This window comes from Rhodoplanes elegans, from assembly GCF_016653355.1.
Lineage (GTDB): Bacteria > Pseudomonadota > Alphaproteobacteria > Rhizobiales > Xanthobacteraceae > Rhodoplanes > Rhodoplanes elegans.
Genome location: NZ_NHSK01000038.1, coordinates 19223 through 35533, shown reverse-complemented (window position 1 = coordinate 35533; position 16311 = coordinate 19223). Strand labels below are relative to the sequence as shown.

At 67.5% G+C, this 16311-nt stretch carries 15 protein-coding genes; 3 read left to right on the top strand and 12 right to left on the bottom strand.

Annotation, left to right across the window (positions count from 1 at the left end; genetic code table 11):
* Window positions 1-185: 185 nt before the first annotated feature.
* Window positions 186-1703 carry a 2,3-bisphosphoglycerate-independent phosphoglycerate mutase gene (gpmI, locus tag CCR97_RS02710; RefSeq protein ID WP_111356032.1) on the top strand — a complete coding sequence of 506 codons (1518 nt, stop codon included), beginning with the start codon at window positions 186-188 and terminating at the stop codon, window positions 1701-1703.
* Window positions 1704-2013: 310 nt separating this feature from the next.
* On the opposite strand, the gene dapB is transcribed toward gpmI, so the two are convergent.
* A complete protein-coding gene (dapB, locus tag CCR97_RS02705; RefSeq protein WP_111360601.1) occupies window positions 2014-2829 on the bottom strand; it encodes a 4-hydroxy-tetrahydrodipicolinate reductase in 816 nt (271 codons plus the stop codon).
* Window positions 2830-3012: 183 nt separating this feature from the next.
* Here dapB and CCR97_RS02700 point away from each other — a divergent pair, with 183 nt between their 5' ends.
* Window positions 3013-3606, top strand: coding sequence for a DUF4337 domain-containing protein (locus CCR97_RS02700; RefSeq protein ID WP_111360602.1), 594 nt, complete (start codon window positions 3013-3015; stop codon window positions 3604-3606).
* 141 nt (window positions 3607-3747) lie between these two features.
* Here CCR97_RS02700 and CCR97_RS02695 read toward each other — a convergent pair whose 3' ends face one another.
* Window positions 3748-4347 carry a hypothetical protein gene (locus CCR97_RS02695; RefSeq protein ID WP_201159282.1) on the bottom strand — a complete coding sequence of 200 codons (600 nt, stop codon included), beginning with the start codon at window positions 4345-4347 and terminating at the stop codon, window positions 3748-3750.
* A gap of 157 nt (window positions 4348-4504) precedes the next feature.
* Here CCR97_RS02695 and CCR97_RS02690 point away from each other — a divergent pair, with 157 nt between their 5' ends.
* Entirely contained in the window at window positions 4505-5650 is a 1146-nt protein-coding gene (locus tag CCR97_RS02690; RefSeq protein ID WP_111358483.1) for a tetratricopeptide repeat protein, read from the top strand.
* 123 nt (window positions 5651-5773) lie between these two features.
* Here CCR97_RS02690 and CCR97_RS02685 read toward each other — a convergent pair whose 3' ends face one another.
* The 10 genes from CCR97_RS02685 to CCR97_RS02640 all read right to left on the bottom strand — a co-directional run bounded on the left by CCR97_RS02685 (window position 5774) and on the right by CCR97_RS02640 (window position 16185).
* Window positions 5774-6841, bottom strand: a complete 1068-nt coding sequence (locus tag CCR97_RS02685; RefSeq protein ID WP_170145935.1) for a toll/interleukin-1 receptor domain-containing protein — start codon at window positions 6839-6841, stop codon at window positions 5774-5776.
* Between the two features lie 149 nt (window positions 6842-6990).
* Window positions 6991-7383 carry a hypothetical protein gene (locus CCR97_RS02680; RefSeq protein ID WP_111358485.1) on the bottom strand — a complete coding sequence of 131 codons (393 nt, stop codon included), beginning with the start codon at window positions 7381-7383 and terminating at the stop codon, window positions 6991-6993.
* Window positions 7384-7511: 128 nt separating this feature from the next.
* Complete coding sequence (locus tag CCR97_RS02675; RefSeq protein ID WP_111358486.1) at window positions 7512-8648, bottom strand: toll/interleukin-1 receptor domain-containing protein; 1137 nt, start codon at window positions 8646-8648, stop codon at window positions 7512-7514.
* 88 nt (window positions 8649-8736) lie between these two features.
* Entirely contained in the window at window positions 8737-10137 is a 1401-nt protein-coding gene (lpdA, locus tag CCR97_RS02670) for a dihydrolipoyl dehydrogenase (RefSeq protein ID WP_111358487.1), read from the bottom strand.
* A 36-nt stretch (window positions 10138-10173) separates the two neighbouring features.
* Entirely contained in the window at window positions 10174-10581 is a 408-nt protein-coding gene (locus CCR97_RS02665) for an MAPEG family protein (RefSeq protein ID WP_111358488.1), read from the bottom strand.
* Entirely contained in the window at window positions 10582-11211 is a 630-nt protein-coding gene (locus tag CCR97_RS02660) for a LysE family translocator (RefSeq protein ID WP_111358489.1), read from the bottom strand.
* A gap of 51 nt (window positions 11212-11262) precedes the next feature.
* Window positions 11263-11550 (bottom strand): DUF2442 domain-containing protein, encoded by a 288-nt coding sequence (locus CCR97_RS02655; protein WP_111358490.1) that lies wholly within the window; start codon window positions 11548-11550, stop codon window positions 11263-11265.
* A gap of 49 nt (window positions 11551-11599) precedes the next feature.
* Window positions 11600-11797, bottom strand: coding sequence for a DUF4160 domain-containing protein (locus CCR97_RS02650; protein ID WP_244670231.1), 198 nt, complete (start codon window positions 11795-11797; stop codon window positions 11600-11602).
* 14 nt (window positions 11798-11811) lie between these two features.
* Window positions 11812-13098 (bottom strand): 2-oxoglutarate dehydrogenase complex dihydrolipoyllysine-residue succinyltransferase, encoded by a 1287-nt coding sequence (gene odhB / locus CCR97_RS02645; protein ID WP_201159281.1) that lies wholly within the window; start codon window positions 13096-13098, stop codon window positions 11812-11814.
* Between the two features lie 132 nt (window positions 13099-13230).
* Window positions 13231-16185 carry a 2-oxoglutarate dehydrogenase E1 component gene (locus CCR97_RS02640; RefSeq protein WP_111359279.1) on the bottom strand — a complete coding sequence of 985 codons (2955 nt, stop codon included), beginning with the start codon at window positions 16183-16185 and terminating at the stop codon, window positions 13231-13233.
* Between the last annotated feature and the right edge of the window lie 126 nt (window positions 16186-16311).

The following is a 16311-nucleotide window of genomic DNA, read 5'->3' as shown; positions in this document are numbered from 1 at the left end:
GGGTGGGGGGCAGCCGCGGGCACTCACGCCAGCCGTCGGCCGCCAGGCTGACCAACCAGATCGACCGAAACTCCTGCACAATTCGGTATCCTTTCACCGGCCGTTGACGGGGGCGGTGGGGCGTCCCATTAGTCGAGTGAACCGCGCCGTGGGGCCGTTTTCGGCGCAGGCAGGAGATCACCGACATGCAGACGCGTCGTCCCGTGATGCTGGTCATTCTGGACGGGTGGGGGTGGCGCGAGGACGCCGCCGACAACGCCGTCCGGCAGGCCAATACCCCGACCTTCGACAAGCTCTGGGGCACCTGCCCGCACGCCTTCCTGCGCACCTCGGGCAAGGACGTCGGCCTCCCCGACGGGCAGATGGGCAATTCCGAGGTCGGGCACCTGAACATCGGCGCCGGCCGGGTGGTGATGCAGGATCTGCCGCGCATCACCGACGCGATCGCCACCGGCGAGATCGAGAAGGCGCCGGCGCTCGTCGGCCTGATCGACACGCTGCGCGAGACCGGCGGTACCTGCCACCTGATGGGCCTCGTCTCGCCGGGCGGCGTCCACTCGCACCAGGACCACGGCGCCGCGCTCGCCGGCATTCTGGCGCTCGCCGGCATCCCGACCGTCATGCACGTCTTTACCGACGGCCGCGACACGCCGCCCCGCTCGGCCGCCGAGTATGTCGAGAAGCTCGCCGCCGACCTGCCGCCGACCGTGCCGATCGCCACCGTCGACGGCCGCTACTACGCCATGGACCGCGACAAGCGCTGGGACCGGGTCGAGAAGGCCTGGGCCGCGATCGTCCAGGCCGAGGGCGCCCATCACGAGGACGCGGCGGCGGCGATCGCGGCCTCCTACGCGGCGAATGTCGGCGACGAGTTCATCGTCCCGGCCGTGATCGGCGACTATGCCGGCATGAAGGACGGCGACGGCATCCTGTGCTTCAACTTCCGCGCCGACCGGGTGCGCGAGATTCTCGGCGCGCTGCTCGATCCGGGCTTCGACGGCTTCCCCCGCCCGCGGGTGCCGAAGGTCGCGATCGCGGTGGGGCTCACCCAGTACAGCGAGGCGCTCGACGCCTTCATGGGGACGGTCTTCCCGCCGGACAGCCTGGCCAACGGGCTCGGCCAGGTGACGGCCGACGCCGGCCGCACGCAGCTGCGCATGGCGGAGACCGAGAAGTACCCGCACGTCACGTATTTCCTCAACGGCGGCGAGGAGAAGCAGTATCCGGGCGAGGACCGCATCATGGTCCCGTCCCCGAAAGTCGCGACCTACGACCTGCAGCCCGAGATGTCGGCGCCCGAGCTGACCGACAAGGCGGTGGCGGCGATCCGGTCCGCCAAGTACGACCTGATCGTGCTGAACTTCGCCAACCCGGACATGGTCGGCCACACCGGCAGCCTGCCGGCCGCCATCAAGGCGGTGGAGACGGCCGATACCGGCCTCGGCCGCATCGTCGCGGCGATCGGCGACATGGGCGGGGCGCTGCTCGTCACGGCCGACCACGGCAATTGCGAGCTGATGCGTGACCCGGTGACGGGCGGGCCGCACACGGCGCACACCACGAACCCGGTGCCCGTGATGCTGTTCGGCAGCGACGCCAAGAGCCTCGCCGACGGCCGCCTCGCCGACCTCGCCCCGACGCTGCTCGCCCTGATGGGGCTGCCGCAGCCCAAGGAGATGACCGGCAAGTCGCTGATGCGGTGACCGTGGTGGTCATTCCGGAAGCCGCGCGACGCGCGGCTGTCCGGAATCCATCATACTAACGGCCCCGAACCTCGACCCGTCATCCTGAGGTGCTCGCGCAGCGAGCCTCGAAGGGTGCGGCCCGGGGCCGTCGCCCTTCGAGGCTCGGGCTTCGCCCGAGCACCTCAGGGTGACGGAGAGAGTCAGCCGTCGTGGCCGTTGGCATAAACCCCTGTCTGTCGTGAGCCCGCGGCGCCGGGGCTATGGATTCCGGGCTCGCGGGCCTTTCGGCCCGCGCCCCGGAATGACGGGCTTCGATGTCCTGGACCGCTCAGAAATCCTTCAGCCCCAGCACGTCCATCATCGAGTAGAGGCCGGCCGGCCGACCCTTGGCCCACACCGCGGCCTTGACGGCGCCGCGGGCGAAGATCATGCGGTCCTCGGCCTTGTGGACGAGCTCGATGCGCTCGGCCGGGCCGGCGAAGATCGCCCAGTGCTCGCCCACCACGGTGCCGCCGCGGAGCGACGCGAAGCCGATGTCGCCCGGCTTGCGGGCGCCGGTGTGGCCGTCGCGACCGCGCTCGGAGCGCGCCGCGAGGTCGATGCCGCGGCCGCGCGCCGCCGCCTCGCCGAGCAGCAACGCCGTGCCGGAGGGCGCGTCGATCTTCTTGTTGTGGTGCATCTCGAGGATCTCGATGTCGAACTCCTCGTCGAGCGTCGCCGCGACCCGCTTCGCCAGCGCCGCCAGGAGGTTCACGCCGAGGCACATGTTGCCCGACTTGACGATGGCGACCGTCTGCGCGGCGGCGGCGATCGCCTGTTCGTCGGCGACCGAGAAGCCGGTGGTGCCGATGACGTGAAACAGGCCGGCGGCCGCGGTCCTTTCGGCCAGCGCCACCGAGGCGGCCGGAATCGTGAAATCGATCACGCCGTCGGCCTGTTCGGCGAGCGAACCGAGGTCGGCCGTCACCGGGATCCCGTTCGGGCCGATCCCCGACATCTCGCCGGAGTCGCGACCGATCAGCGGCGAGGACGGCGCATCGATCGCGCCGGCCAGCACGACGCCTTTCGCCTCGGCGATCGCCTTCACCAGGGTCTTGCCCATGCGGCCGCCCGCACCCGCCACGATCACTCGCACTTCGCTCATCGCGCCCTCCTGCCTTTGCGGCCGGTATAGAGGAGCGGCGCCGGGGAGGACAGGGGTCCGTTCACCCACCCGGCGGCGGGGATATGTGACGGGACGACCGCGAAAACATCGCCGAAAGTCCCCTTGCGCACCGACAGCGGCCCGCTACATCCCTCCGGCACCACCAGCGCCGAGGGGGAGACCATGGCCGGGCCGCACGAGAATCTGGAGCACCACGAGCACGCCGAGCACGCCGCCGGGCACAACAAGCAGATCGCCCTGCTGATCGCGATCATCGCGCTGTTCCTCGCCTTCTCCGAGACGCTCGGCAAGAGCGCCCAGACCGAGGCGATCGGGCTCAACATCAAGGCGTCCGACACCTGGAACTTCTTCCAGGCCAAGACGGTGCGCCAGACCTCGCTGCGCGCCGCCGCCGAGGCCATGACCCTGCAGCTCGCCACCGCGCCCAACGAGGAGGTGCGCGCCGCGCTGCAGAAGCAGATCGACGCCTGGAAGGCGACGATCGCCCGCTACGACAGCGATCCGAAGGAGAAGGACGGCCGCAAGGAGCTGCGGGCGCATGCCGAGCACCTGGAGCACGAGCGCGACACCGCGCTCGCGCGCTACCACCACTACGAGGTGGCGTCGGCGGCATTCCAGATCGGCATCGTGCTGTGCTCGGCCGCCGTCATCACCGGCATGATGGCGCTCGCCTTCGTGGCCGGCGGCGTCGGCATTCTGGGAATCGTGTTCATGGGCATCGGCCTGTTCGCCCCGCACGCCGTGCATTTCGTGTGAGGGTCGCGGTCGTCCCGGGGCGGCGCGAAGCGCCGAGCACGGGACCCATACTCCCTGTCTTCCGTGAGCCACCAACACCGGGGTTATGGATTCCGGGCTCGCGGACCTGACGGTCCGCGCCCCGGAATGACGGAGACATGCTCACTCCGCCGCGGCGGGCCTCGGGGCGGCCGTGCCACGGTGCACGGTCCGCCGCAGCCGGCGGGCATGGCGGATAAAACGGCCGCGGCGGCCGGGGGCCAGCAGGCGCATCAGGCGGCGCAGGCGCCGCTGCAGCGGCGCGACGGTGCGGGCGAGCCACGCCTTCACCTCGGCCTTGTACGGGTCGATCAGCCCGTGCGCCCAGGCGAGGCCGCGCAGCACCAGATCGTAGAGCCGGCGGAACCAGGGAAGCTGGAGGAGCTTCGGCCGGGTGAGGTCGAACACGAAGGCGGTGACGCCGACGCCGACGACCTTCGCGAAGCCGAACACCGCGACGCCGCCCAGCCAGAAGCCGTGCGAAAACATCCACAGCGCCGCGAGCTTGAGCGGGAACAGCACGGCCGCCGGCACGGCGAACACCAGCAGCGTCGGATAGGGCGGCAACCGCCCGATCGTGACGGCGATCCGCGCCTTGAGGGCCGGCCAGGCGATCCAGTCGACCACCCGGGCGACCAGCGGCCGCACATGCTCCCACAGCCACGCCTCGACGAGAAAGACGACGGCGAGCAGGATCCACAGCGGGCGGGTCAGACGGCGCATGCAGGTGAGTATAGGGGCAATCGCGGCGGGTTCATGCCAGGGGGCTATATAGACCGCCATAGAACGCCAGTGGGTGCGCTCCGCGGGAGCAATTCGGGCTGAAGAGCACGCAGGAATCGTGTATATTGTCTTTTTCCATTATTAGGCGAGGGCCATTATGGCATTTAACATATTTGGCTGGCTGAAAAAGCCGCGCAACCCGACTGGCGGATCGTTGCACCAGCCAGACAGCAGCCCCGACGCTGTACCGCCCGACGCCTGGGTGAAGCTGGGCCAGCAGGCGAACGATCTGTATGCGCGCGGGGACACGCAGTCGCTGGAGGCCGCTGTGGCACTTTACAGAAAGGCGCTGGCGCTGGTGCCGCCGGACCGCCTGCCAATTCCGTGGGCGCTGACTCAGAACGACCTTGGTAACAGTCTGAGTGCCCTCGGCGAGATCGATCCCGACTCGGCGTATCTCAAAGCTGCCCAGGTCGCTTACGAGAGAGCACTGACGGTCCTGACGTTAGAAACGCGTCCACTTGACTGGGCGCTCACATCTACCAATCTTGGAACTGTTCTGATCCTTTTGGGAAAGCGGGAAAGCGGCCCCGACACCTTGAGACGCGCCATCAACGTGTTGCAGGTCGTGGCAGACTTCTCCGGCTTTTTGGACTCGGAGCAAGGCGGATCGCCGTTGAACGTTCCAGCGATACATCAGAATCTCGGGCTCGCTTTGACGGGACTGGGCGAGCGGGACTCTCGCGATTCCGGACTTCGACTGCTGGCCCGCGCCGTGACAGCGTTTGAGAAGGCGCGCGATCGTGCCGAGCCGAAGTCGATGCAATGGGCCGTCATCCAGAGCAATCTCGGATTGGCATTGCTCCGTCTCGGGGAGCGCATGAACGATCGAGACGTCCTCGCCAGAGCCGTCGCTGCGCATAGGGCTGCTCGCGACGTTCATCGACGAGAGGATTATCCGGTCGATTGGGCGCAGAGCCAGGCCAATCTTGCCCTGTCGCTCGCCGCTCTTGGCGAACGGGAGAACGGAACCAAGTCTCTCGAGGACGCCGTCGAAGCCTATCGGCTGGTCCTCAAGATCGAGACGCCGGAAACCATGCCGCACCGATGGGCCATCGCGCAGAACGATTTCGGTACAATTCTGGTCTCGCTCGGTCGGCGACAACAGAGCGGCGCCCGGCTCGAGGAGGCCATCGCGGCGTTCCGGTCCGCCCTGACGAAGTTAGACCCGCGGTCCCCACAATGGGCAAGGACACATCAGAGTCTGAAAGAGGCTCAGGAGCTCCGCAGCCGCTTCAATTGACCCAGCCACGTTAAACGTCCACGCGGCTGCCGAGACATGTCGGAGACTGACCGCTCGAATCTCATGGCCAACGCGAGCGGTCGGCCGGGTGGGCTTCGTTCGGCCGCCATGGTGATGGCGCCCTCATCGGAGAACGAAGCGCGGCGGAGTCCCTAGTGGCGGCTCTTCGTTGTAAACGTCATACAGCGCCTTCAACAACTTCGACGTCTGCTTATTTTCACCAATGTCGTCGATCACCAGGCAATATGAGCCTTGGAAGCACGCCGGAACAGCGGCTCGGTCGAAGGTCTTTCGAACAATGGGAATGTACTTCTGGCGGCCGTCCTGCTTCTGGGCATGATAAAGATCGCTCTTCACCAACCGCATTTCCCAGCCCACACCCCCGTCGGCGTCTGCAGCCTTTCTTGCGTACTCTTTGTTGCAGATCACGAGCACCCGTTCGGCCAACGCGAGCTCCGCTTCCATCCATCGCGTCAGATCCGCACCCAGATCTAGCCTCCACTCATCCAGTCTGGCATCAATTCCTTTGCTTCGAAGGAAGACGGCGAGTCTCCACACCCAGCTCTCGTGCTCGTCATCGGTCTTCGCATAGCTGATGAAAACCCGAACAGGCTCGCGCTTCTTGCCCGAGGCGGCTGCCACGGCAAGATCACCGCCTCCTGGATTGTAGCGACTCCGGTCGACCGCGGGCACCGTGCGGGAGCGATCGAAGTAAGACACCAACGCGGCGAACGCGGCACTGTCCGGAATGTAGATATTGAAGACCTTCCTTTCGGCATCCTCGCCGGTCAAACCCATCACCAGTGCATCCAGCGACTGGTGTGTCGGCAGCCCGTCGGGATCGGGCCCGAACAAGGGCAACGAAATGTCGCGGACCTCCGGCTTGTCGGCCACGAAGTTGTAGATTTGCCGAGCCACCCTGGTGACGCTCGCAAGCGCGATCGCTGTCGACGCGGTGTACCCGACGTAAGTTGCTAGGTTCGAGGGGCCCCCGAACAGATCGAAACAAACCTCCGCGGTTTCGAGAGGTCGGACAGGAGGCACGAAGCCAAGGGCTCTCATCCGCTCGGCGTCCCAGACCGGCGTCGCCGGGTCCGTCGAGCATGGAACAATGATCAGGTCGGTCGATTGAGCGAGCAGGTCGCCGTTGCGAAGTTGAATGGTAGGCTGCATCGGTATATTGAGCTGCATCGGGTCTCGTGATCCGCGCGAGACTGGTCCGCGATGGCATGCGATTTCGCCGGTCGGGCGATCAGTCCTGTCACCGGATGACGGCTCGGTCCGTTCCTGAGTCACGAGGCCAAAACCGAAGGCCGAAAAGGTGACTTGCATCAGCCGTTTTAAATCTCCCGCCAGAGCAGGTTCTGGAGGCTGCGTGCGCGATCCTCGCTGCAGTTAGAAAACAGATTATAACGGCTTTCTCCGTAAGAGAACGCTACGGACCACCCCGCACGCATCGCCGCCTCGATTTCGCTTTTGACCTGATGTTCGGCCACCATCCGAAAGAAACTTCCCATAACGCCGCGGGGAGGTGATGAACTGAGCTTAGAGACGTGCGACAGGTCCGGCTCCTCGACAATAATCGAATGGATATGAGCCTTTTTGAACGCGCGACCGCCGACCTCGATCCTGTCCGGATAGATTAAGACACTCTCGCTCCCGGCATGGATTTCCGTATGGCCGTGATGTTGAATGATATCATAGCCGTAATGCGGCTCTACCATTTCCGCCATTGGAACTCCTCGCAATCGACAGCCGTGAGTATATCGCTTAAAAAGCTACCACGACTGGATGCAACTGTATAGTTGGGTCGTCTTCGATTGCACGCCGGCCAATCCAAGCCCCCCGCTCCGCCGCGTCCTCACATCACGACGAAGCGCGGCGGCTCGCCGATCGGTGGCGGCTGCTTGTAGACGCGATAGATCACGCGGAGCAGCTCGTCGCACAGCCTGTCGTGGTCCTGGTCCGTCCAGACCATGCTGTAGACGCCACGCAGGAACCCCGGCAACGCGGTCTGGTCGAAGGCGCCGCGCACGATCGGGATGTAGCGGTCCGGATTGGCCTGCTGGCTCTGCAGCAGATCCCCCTGAACCAGCCGGATCTCCCAGCCGACGCCGCCGTAGCGGCCGTCGGCGCGTTCGGCATAGGCCTTGTTGCAGATGATGAGGACGCGGTCGGCGAGGTCCAGCTCGTTGCACATCCACTGCGGCAGGTCCATGCCGAGGCGCAGGTGCCAGACGTCGAGCCGCGCGTCGATGCCATTTCTCCGCAACAGGGTGGCGAGATCCTGGACCCAAGTCTGGTGCTCGTCGCTGGTCCGCGTGTAGCTGATGAAGACCCGGATCGGCTCGCGCGACGATGCCGGTTCCGTCGCGGCGACCGGCCCGGCCGGGGTGGTTCGGGGGGCGGGCGCGGCAGCCGCGGGACCGCGACGCTTCGCGACGATCCCGTCGGCCCGCGGCAGCGCAGCCATGACCTCGCGCTCGGCCGCGCGGGCGTTCTCGGCGGCCGCCCCCATCGACGCGGTCAGCGCGTCGTAATCGGATTTCTCCAGGACGTAGATGTTGAACACGGTCTCGCCGGCGTCGGCGGAGGACAGGCCGGCGATCAGGGCGGAAGCCGACTGCTCCTTCGACAGCCCGCCCGCCCCGCTGCCGAGCAGGGGCAAGGCGACGTCGCGGATCTCCGGCTTGTCCTTCGCGAACGCCACGATCTGTGCGGCGATCCGGGTGATTTCGCCAGCGTCGCTGCGATAACCGCGGACCGAGGCGGCGTAGCCGACATAAGCGGCGATGCTGGTGCCGCCCCGGAACAGGCTGAATCTGACGTCGCCGAGGCTCATCGCTCCGGATGGTGGAGCGATGTCGAGCGCCTTCAGTCGTTCGGCGGTGCCCGGCATGATGGTCGGGTCCGTCGAGCAGGGAATGATCACCAGATCGGTCGGCTGAGCGAACATGTCGCCCTGCCGGAGCTGGATCGTCACCCGGTCACGCGCCATGGTATGCCACACCGAGCTTTGCTACCTGTGATACAGATAGCGGGACCGGTTGGCGGGGTCAACGGCGCGGTCCGCGACCGCGCCGCACTCACATGTGCAGCGCGCGCTTCTCCACCGCGAGCGCCGCCTCCTTGACGGCCTCGGGCAGCGTCGGGTGGGCGTGGCAGGTGCGGGCGATGTCCTCCGAGGAGGCACCGAACTCCATCGCGACGGCGGCCTCGGCGATCATGTTGCCGGCATCGGCGCCGAGGATGTGGACGCCGAGCACGCGATCCGTCTTGGCGTCGGCCAGGATCTTCACGAAGCCGTCGGTCTGCCGGTTCACCTTGGCGCGGCCGTTCGCCGTGAACGGGAATTTTCCCACGTTGTAGGCGATGCCGGCGGCCTTCAGGTCCTCCTCGGACTTGCCGACGCTGGCGAGCTCCGGGTTCGTGTACACGACGCCCGGAATCACGTCGTAGTTCACGTGCCCTGCCTTGCCGGCGAGGATTTCTGCCACCGCGACGCCCTCGTCCTCGGCCTTGTGGGCCAGCATCGGCCCGGCGATCACGTCGCCGATGGCGTAGATGCCCGGCACGTTGGTGGCGAAATGCGCGTCGGTGATCACCCGGCCGCGCGGGTCGAGCGCGACGCCGACCGTGTCGAGCCCGAGCCCCTGCGTGTAGGGCACGCGGCCGATCGCGATCAGCGCGACGTCGCAATCGATGGTCGCGGCGTCGCCGCCGGCCGCCGGCTCGACCGTCGCCTTGAGGCGCGACCCCGAGGTGTCGATGCCCGTCACCTTGGTGGACAGGCGGAACGTGAAGCCTTGCTTCTGGAGAATGCGCTGGAACTGCTTCGCCACCTCGAGGTCGATGCCAGGGACGATGCGGTCCAGAAACTCGACGACCTCGACCTCGGCGCCGAGACGGCGCCACACCGAGCCGAGCTCGAGCCCGATCACGCCGGCGCCGACGACCAGGAGCTTCTTCGGCACCTTGTCGAGCGACAGCGCGCCCGTCGACGAGACGATCCGCTGCTCGTCGATCGTCACGCCCTTCAGCGGCGCGACCTCGGAGCCGGTGGCGATGACGATCGCCTTAGTGTCGAGCGTCGTGGTGCCGGCCTCGCCCGTCACCTCGACCTTGCCGGGAGCGGCGATGCGGCCGGTGCCGACATGGACGTCGATCTTGTTCTTCTTCATCAGGAAGTCGACGCCCTTGACGTTGCCGTCGACGCCCTCGTCCTTGAACGCCATCATGGCGGCGAGATCGAGCTTCGGCTTGCCGACCTTGATGCCCATCTGCTCGAAGCCGTGGCCGGCCTCGTCGAACAGCTCGGAGGCGTGCAGCAGCGCCTTGGACGGGATGCAGCCGATGTTCAGGCAGGTGCCGCCGAGCGTCTTGCGCTTCTCGACCACGGCGGTCTTGAGACCGAGCTGGGCGGCCCGGATGGCGCAGACATAGCCGCCGGGGCCGGTGCCGATGACGACGAGATCGTAAGCTGACATCGCGAAGGTTCCGTTCGGGGAGTGATCAGGAGGAATTCAGAGGACGAGGGCCGCGAGCATCAGGCCGAGCCCGACCAGCGCGGCGAGCCACACCATCGAGCGCACCTTCGGCACGCCGGCGAGATAGAGCGGCACGTAGACGAGACGGGCCCAGAACCACAGGTGCGCACCCGCGAGCGCCAGCCCGCCGGTGCGCCCCGTGACGGCGAGCGCCAAGGCCAGCGCGACGAAGGCCGGGAAGGTCTCGAGATAGTTCTTCAGCGCCCGCTCGGCGCGGCCGGCGAGCACACCGCTCGGCTTGCGACCGTCGTCGCGCGCACTGGCGTTCCAGTCGGTGCCGAGCTCCTTGGTCATGGTGCCGGACTGGATGAAGATCTGCACGACGAGCAGCACCACGGCGGCGGCGAGGAGATAAAGCTCGGTCGGGACGGGGGTGAGCGACACTCAGTGACTCCGTTGCAGGGCGACACGCACGCCGAGCCCGATCAGCACGAGCCCGGTGGCGCGGTTGAACCAGCGGCCCGCCCGCGCGAAGGCGGCGCGCGCCGTGCCGGTGGTGAGGAACACGGCGACGATCGTGAACCAGACGGCGAGCGTCACGGCCATGGCGAGACCGTAGCCGAGCTGGAAGAGAAGCGGCGTCTGCGGCGACACGATGGTGGAGAACAGCGACACGAAGAACAGCGTGGCCTTGGGATTGAGCAGATTTGTCAATGCCCCGATCGCCAGCGAACGGCGTGCAGGTCGGGCCGCGGGATCGTGCGTGCCGGGATCGGGCAGCGCCGGCGCGGGGGCGCGAAAGCTCTTGATGCCGAGCCACACCAGATAGGCGGCGCCGACCCATTTGACGATCGTGAAGGCGACGACGGAGTGGGCGACGATCAGGCCGATGCCCAGCACCGTGTAGCCGACATGGACCAGGATCGCCGAGCCGACGCCGATCGCGGCGAAGACGCCGGCACGGCGGCCGTGCACGACGCTCTCGCGCATCACGCAGGCGAAGTCGGCCCCCGGCGTCACCGCCGCGACCAGGAACACCGCCATCAGGGAGAGGAATTCGGCCGTGTGGGACATTGACCAGGAGTGTCCGGGTGATCGGTTCGAGCCGCGGTCGCGGGGCGGTGGTCAGCCCGCACGCGCCAGCAGGGCGGCCTGTTCCTCGGCGATCTCGCGCAGCCGATCGCAGCCGAAGTCGACGTCCTCGTCATCCTCCTCGCCCCAGAAGACGGAATGACCGAACTGCGAGACGCGAACCTGCCTGAAGCTCGCCGGATCCCGCAGAGAGGCGAAGATGTCGCCGTGAGCCATGATGCCGCGGAGATCCACGATGCCCTCGTAGCCGTCGTCCCAGGTGAGCTTGAGGACGCCGTGGAGAACCGGTTCGGCAGCGACGATGTGAAGCGTACCGGTCATGCGATCTTCTCCGGCTTCTGCTGGGCGATGGTCGCGTCCCACGCCCGCATCAGGGCATCCTGTCGCGGCTCCGCCCACGACAGCACAATCGCCAGCTTGGCCGGCGGCAGCCACCCTTCAAGACCTGCAAGGACCCGATGGCGATCTGCGCGCGATGCTCGGCGTAGATCGCATGGAAATGTGGCGGCGCGTGCTCGGGCGCGTAGAACTGGATCTTGACGCCGTCGATGATCGCCACCGTCGGCATCTCGATCGCTCCGCTCACAGATCCAGCACGAGCCGCGCCGGGTCTTCCAGGCTCTCCTTGACGCGCACCAGGAACGTCACGGCCTCCTTGCCGTCGATGACGCGGTGATCGTAGCTGAGCGCCAGATACATCATCGGGCGGATCTCGATCTTGCCGCCGACCACCACGGGCCGCTCCTGGGTCTTGTGCATCCCGAGGATGCCGGACTGCGGCGCGTTGAGGATCGGGGTCGACATCAGCGAGCCGTAGACGCCGCCGTTGGAGATCGTGAAGGTGCCGCCCTGCATCTCGTCGATCTTGAGTTGGCCGTCGCGGGCGCGGCGGCCGAAATCGGCGATCGTCTTCTCGATCTCGGCCAGCGTCTTCGACTGGCAGTCGCGCACCACCGGCACGACGAGGCCGCGATCGGTCCCGACCGCGACGCCGATGTGATAATAATTCTTGTAGACCATGTCGGCGCCGTCGATCTCGGCGTTGACCGACGGGACCTCGCGCAGCGCCTGCACGCAGGCGCGGGTGAAGAAGCCCATGAAGCCGAGCTTCACCCGGTGCTTCTTCTCGAACAGATCCTTGTACTGGTTGCGCAGCGCGATCACGGCCGTCATGTCGACCTCGTTGAAGGTCGTCAGCATGGCGGCGGTGTTCTGCGCATCCTTCAGGCGCCGCGCGATAGTCTGGCGCAGCTTGGTCATGCGGACGCGCTCCTCGCGCGCCGCGTCGTCGGGCGGCGAGGGCGCGCGCACCTGCACGGGCGCGACCGGCGGCGGCGCGAAAGCCTGGACGGGCGCCGGCGCCGGAGCCGCCGGTGCGGGCGCGGCGGGGCCGCGCTCGATCGCGGCCAGCATGTCGCCCTTGGTCACCCGGCCGTCCTTGCCGGTGCCGGCGACGCCGGAGGCGGACACGCCGCTCTCCGCCTCCAGTCGACGGACCGACGGGGCGAGCGGGGCGTCGGACTTGGCCGCGTCGGACTTGGCGGCGGCCGGAGCCGCGGCGGCCGTGTGTGCGGGGGGCGGCGCGGCCGGCTTCGACTTCTCGGCCTTGGCGGCCGGGGCCGCGGCGCCGGCGGCGCCTTCGGCGATCTGGCCGAGCAGCGCGCCGACCGCGACGGTCTCGCCGTCCGCGACGGCGATCTCCGAGAGCACGCCGGCGGCGGGCGCCGGCACCTCGATGGTGACCTTGTCGGTCTCGAGCTCGACCAGCGGCTCGTCCACCGACACCGGCTCGCCCGCCTTCTTGAACCAGCGGCCGATCGTGGCTTCGGTCACGGACTCGCCCAGGGTGGGCACGCGGATGTCAACCATCGTTCTTCGTATCCAAGGATCGGGCGGCGGACGCGGAGGGCGCGGCGGCGCGCGGATCGGGTTCGGGCGGGGGGCGGAGATGGCCGGGCACGGCGTCCGGCCAGGGACTGTGTTCGGGAGGGCGCGCGGCGATCAGCCCAGCGCGTCGTCGAGGAACGCCTTGAGCTGGGCGAGATGCTTGGACATCAGGCCCGTCGCGGTGGCGGCGGAGGGCGGGCGCCCGACATAGCGGGGCCTGCGGTACTCGCCGGCGACCTGGTTCATCACCCATTCCAGATACGGCTCGACGAAGGTCCACGCGCCCATGTTGCGCGGCTCCTCCTGGCACCACACCACCTCGGCGTTCTTGAACCGCTGCAGGCGGGCCAGCATCGCCTTGGTCGGGAACGGATAGAGCTGCTCGACGCGCAGAAGATAGATGTCGTCGATGCCGCGCTTCTCGCGCTCCTCGTAGAGGTCGTAATAGACCTTGCCGGTGCACAGCACGATGCGGCGGATCTTGCGGTCGGCGGCGAGCTTGATGTGCTCGCCGTGACGGCTCTCCGCGTCGTCGGGCAGCAGCCGGTGGAACGACGTGCCCGCCGTCATCTCGTCGAGCCGCGACACCGCCCGCTTGTGGCGGAGCAGGCTCTTCGGCGTCATCAGGATCAGCGGCTTGCGGAAGTCGCGTTTCAGCTGCCGGCGCAGGATGTGGAAGTAGTTCGCCGGCGTCGTGCAGTAGGCGACCTGCATGTTGTCCTCGGCGCACATCTGCAGATAGCGCTCGAGCCTCGCCGAGGAGTGCTCCGGCCCCTGCCCCTCGTAGCCGTGCGGCAGCAGGCAGACGAGGCCGGACATGCGCAGCCACTTGCGCTCGCCGGACGACAGGAACTGGTCGAACACCACCTGGGCGCCGTTGGCGAAGTCGCCGAACTGCGCCTCCCACAGCACCAGCGCGTTCGGCTCGGCCAGCGAGTAGCCGTACTCGAAGCCGAGCACCGCCTCCTCCGACAGCATCGAGTTGATCACCTCGAAGCGTGCCTGGCCGGGCTTCACGTAGTTGAACGGTGTGTGGCGGTTCTCGGTCTCCTGATCGATCAGCACGGCGTGGCGCTGCGAGAAGGTGCCGCGCTCGGAGTCCTGCCCCGACAGACGGACCGGGTGGCCGTCGGAGAGGAGAGTGCAGAAGGCGAGCGCCTCGCCGGTCGCCCAGTCGATCCCCTCGCCGGTCTCGATCGCCTTGCGGCGGGCGTCGAGGAAGCGCTGGATGGTCCGGTGGAGGTTGAAGCCGGTCGGCACCGAGGTGATCTTCTCGCCGATCTCCTTCAGCGTCTCTTCCGCGACGCCGGTGTTGCCGCGCCGCGGGTCGTCGCTCGGGGCTGCGACCTTCATGCCGGCCCAGCGGCCGTCCAGCCAGTCGGCCTTGTTCGACTTGTAGCCGTGGCTGGCGTCGAACTCGGCGTCGAGCCGGGCCCGCCAGTCGGCCTTCATCTTCTCGACCTCGCCGTCGGTGACGATGCCCTCGGAGAACAGCTTCTTCGAGTAGATCTCCAGCGTCGACGGATGCGAGCGGATCTTCTTGTACATCAGCGGCTGGGTGAACGACGGCTCGTCGCCCTCGTTGTGCCCGAACCGCCGGTAGCAGAACATGTCGATGACGACCGGCTTCTGGAACTTCTGGCGGAACTCGGTCGCCACCTTGGCGGCGAACACCACGGCCTCCGGATCGTCGCCGTTGGCGTGGAAGATCGGCGCCTCGATCATCTTGGCCGTGTCGGACGGATAGGGCGACGAGCGCGAGTAACGCGGATAGGTGGTGAAGCCGATCTGATTGTTGACGATGAAGTGGATCGAGCCGCCGGTGCGGTGGCCGCGCAGGCCGGAGAGGCCGAAGCACTCGGCCACCACGCCCTGACCGGCGAACGAGGCGTCGCCGGAGATGAGGAGCGGCAGCACCTGGGTGCGGTCCTCGGTGGTGCAGCCGTGCTGGTCCTGCTTGGCGCGGGTCTTGCCGAGCACCACCGGGTTGACGATCTCGAGATGCGACGGGTTGGCGGTGAGCGACAGGTGCACGCTGTTGCCGTCGAACTCGCGGTCCGACGAGGCGCCGAGGTGATACTTGACGTCGCCGGAGCCCTCGACCTCGTCGGGCGTGAACGAGCCGCCCTTGAACTCGTGGAAGATGGCGCGATGCGGCTTCGCCATCACCTGGGCCAGCACGTTGAGGCGGCCGCGATGGGCCATGCCGACCGCGATCTCCTTCACGCCGAGCGCGCCGCCGCGCTTGATGATCTGCTCGAGCGCCGGGATCATCGACTCCGAGCCGTCCAGGCCGAACCGCTTGGTGCCGGTGAACTTGACGTCGCAGAACTTCTCGAAGCCCTCGGCCTCGACCAGCTTGTTGAGGATGGCGCGCTTGCCCTCGCGGGTGAAGTGGATCTCCTTGTCGGGACCCTCGATGCGCTCCTGCAGCCAGGCCTTCTGGGCCGGGTCGGTGATGTGCATGAACTCGACGCCGAGCGTCTGGCAGTAGGTGCGCTTCAGGATCGCGATGATCTGGCGCAGCGTGCCGAACTCCATGCCGAGCACGAAGTCGAGATAGATGCGGCGGTCGAAGTCGGCCTCGGTGAAGCCGTAGGAGCGCGGATCGAGCTCCTCGTGGTCCTTGATCGCCTCGAGGCCGAGCGGGTCGAGGTCGGCGTGCAGATGGCCGCGCATGCGGTAGGCGCGGATCAGCATCAGGGCGTGCAAACTATCGCGCGTCGCCTGCTGGACGTCCGCCGTCGTGAGGTCGACCCCGTAATGCTGCGCCTTCTGGGCGATGCGGTCGGTGAGGCGGATCGCCGCCTCCTGGGCCTCGGGCTCGACGATGCGGATCGGGCCTTCCTCGACCACCGGCCAGTGCGGCTCCTTCCAGGAGGCGCCGCGCGCCGAGCGCGCCACGTCCGAGGCCGTGTCCTTGAGACCGGAGAAGAACACCCGCCACTCGGTGTCGACCGCCTTCGGATCGGCTTCGTAGCGCGCGTAGAGGTCTTCGATATAGGCGGCGTTGCCGCCGTAGAGGAACGAGGTGAGGGCGAATTGAGCGTTCGCGTCTTGGCGGGACATGAACGGGTCCTGATCGCGGGGCGAGGCCCCTGGGGGAGCGGGAGCGAGCCGGGCCGGCCCGGGAAAACGCCGCGGCCGGACGCCCCTATTTAGGCGCCTTCCCGCGTCGCCACAACGGTTTCATGA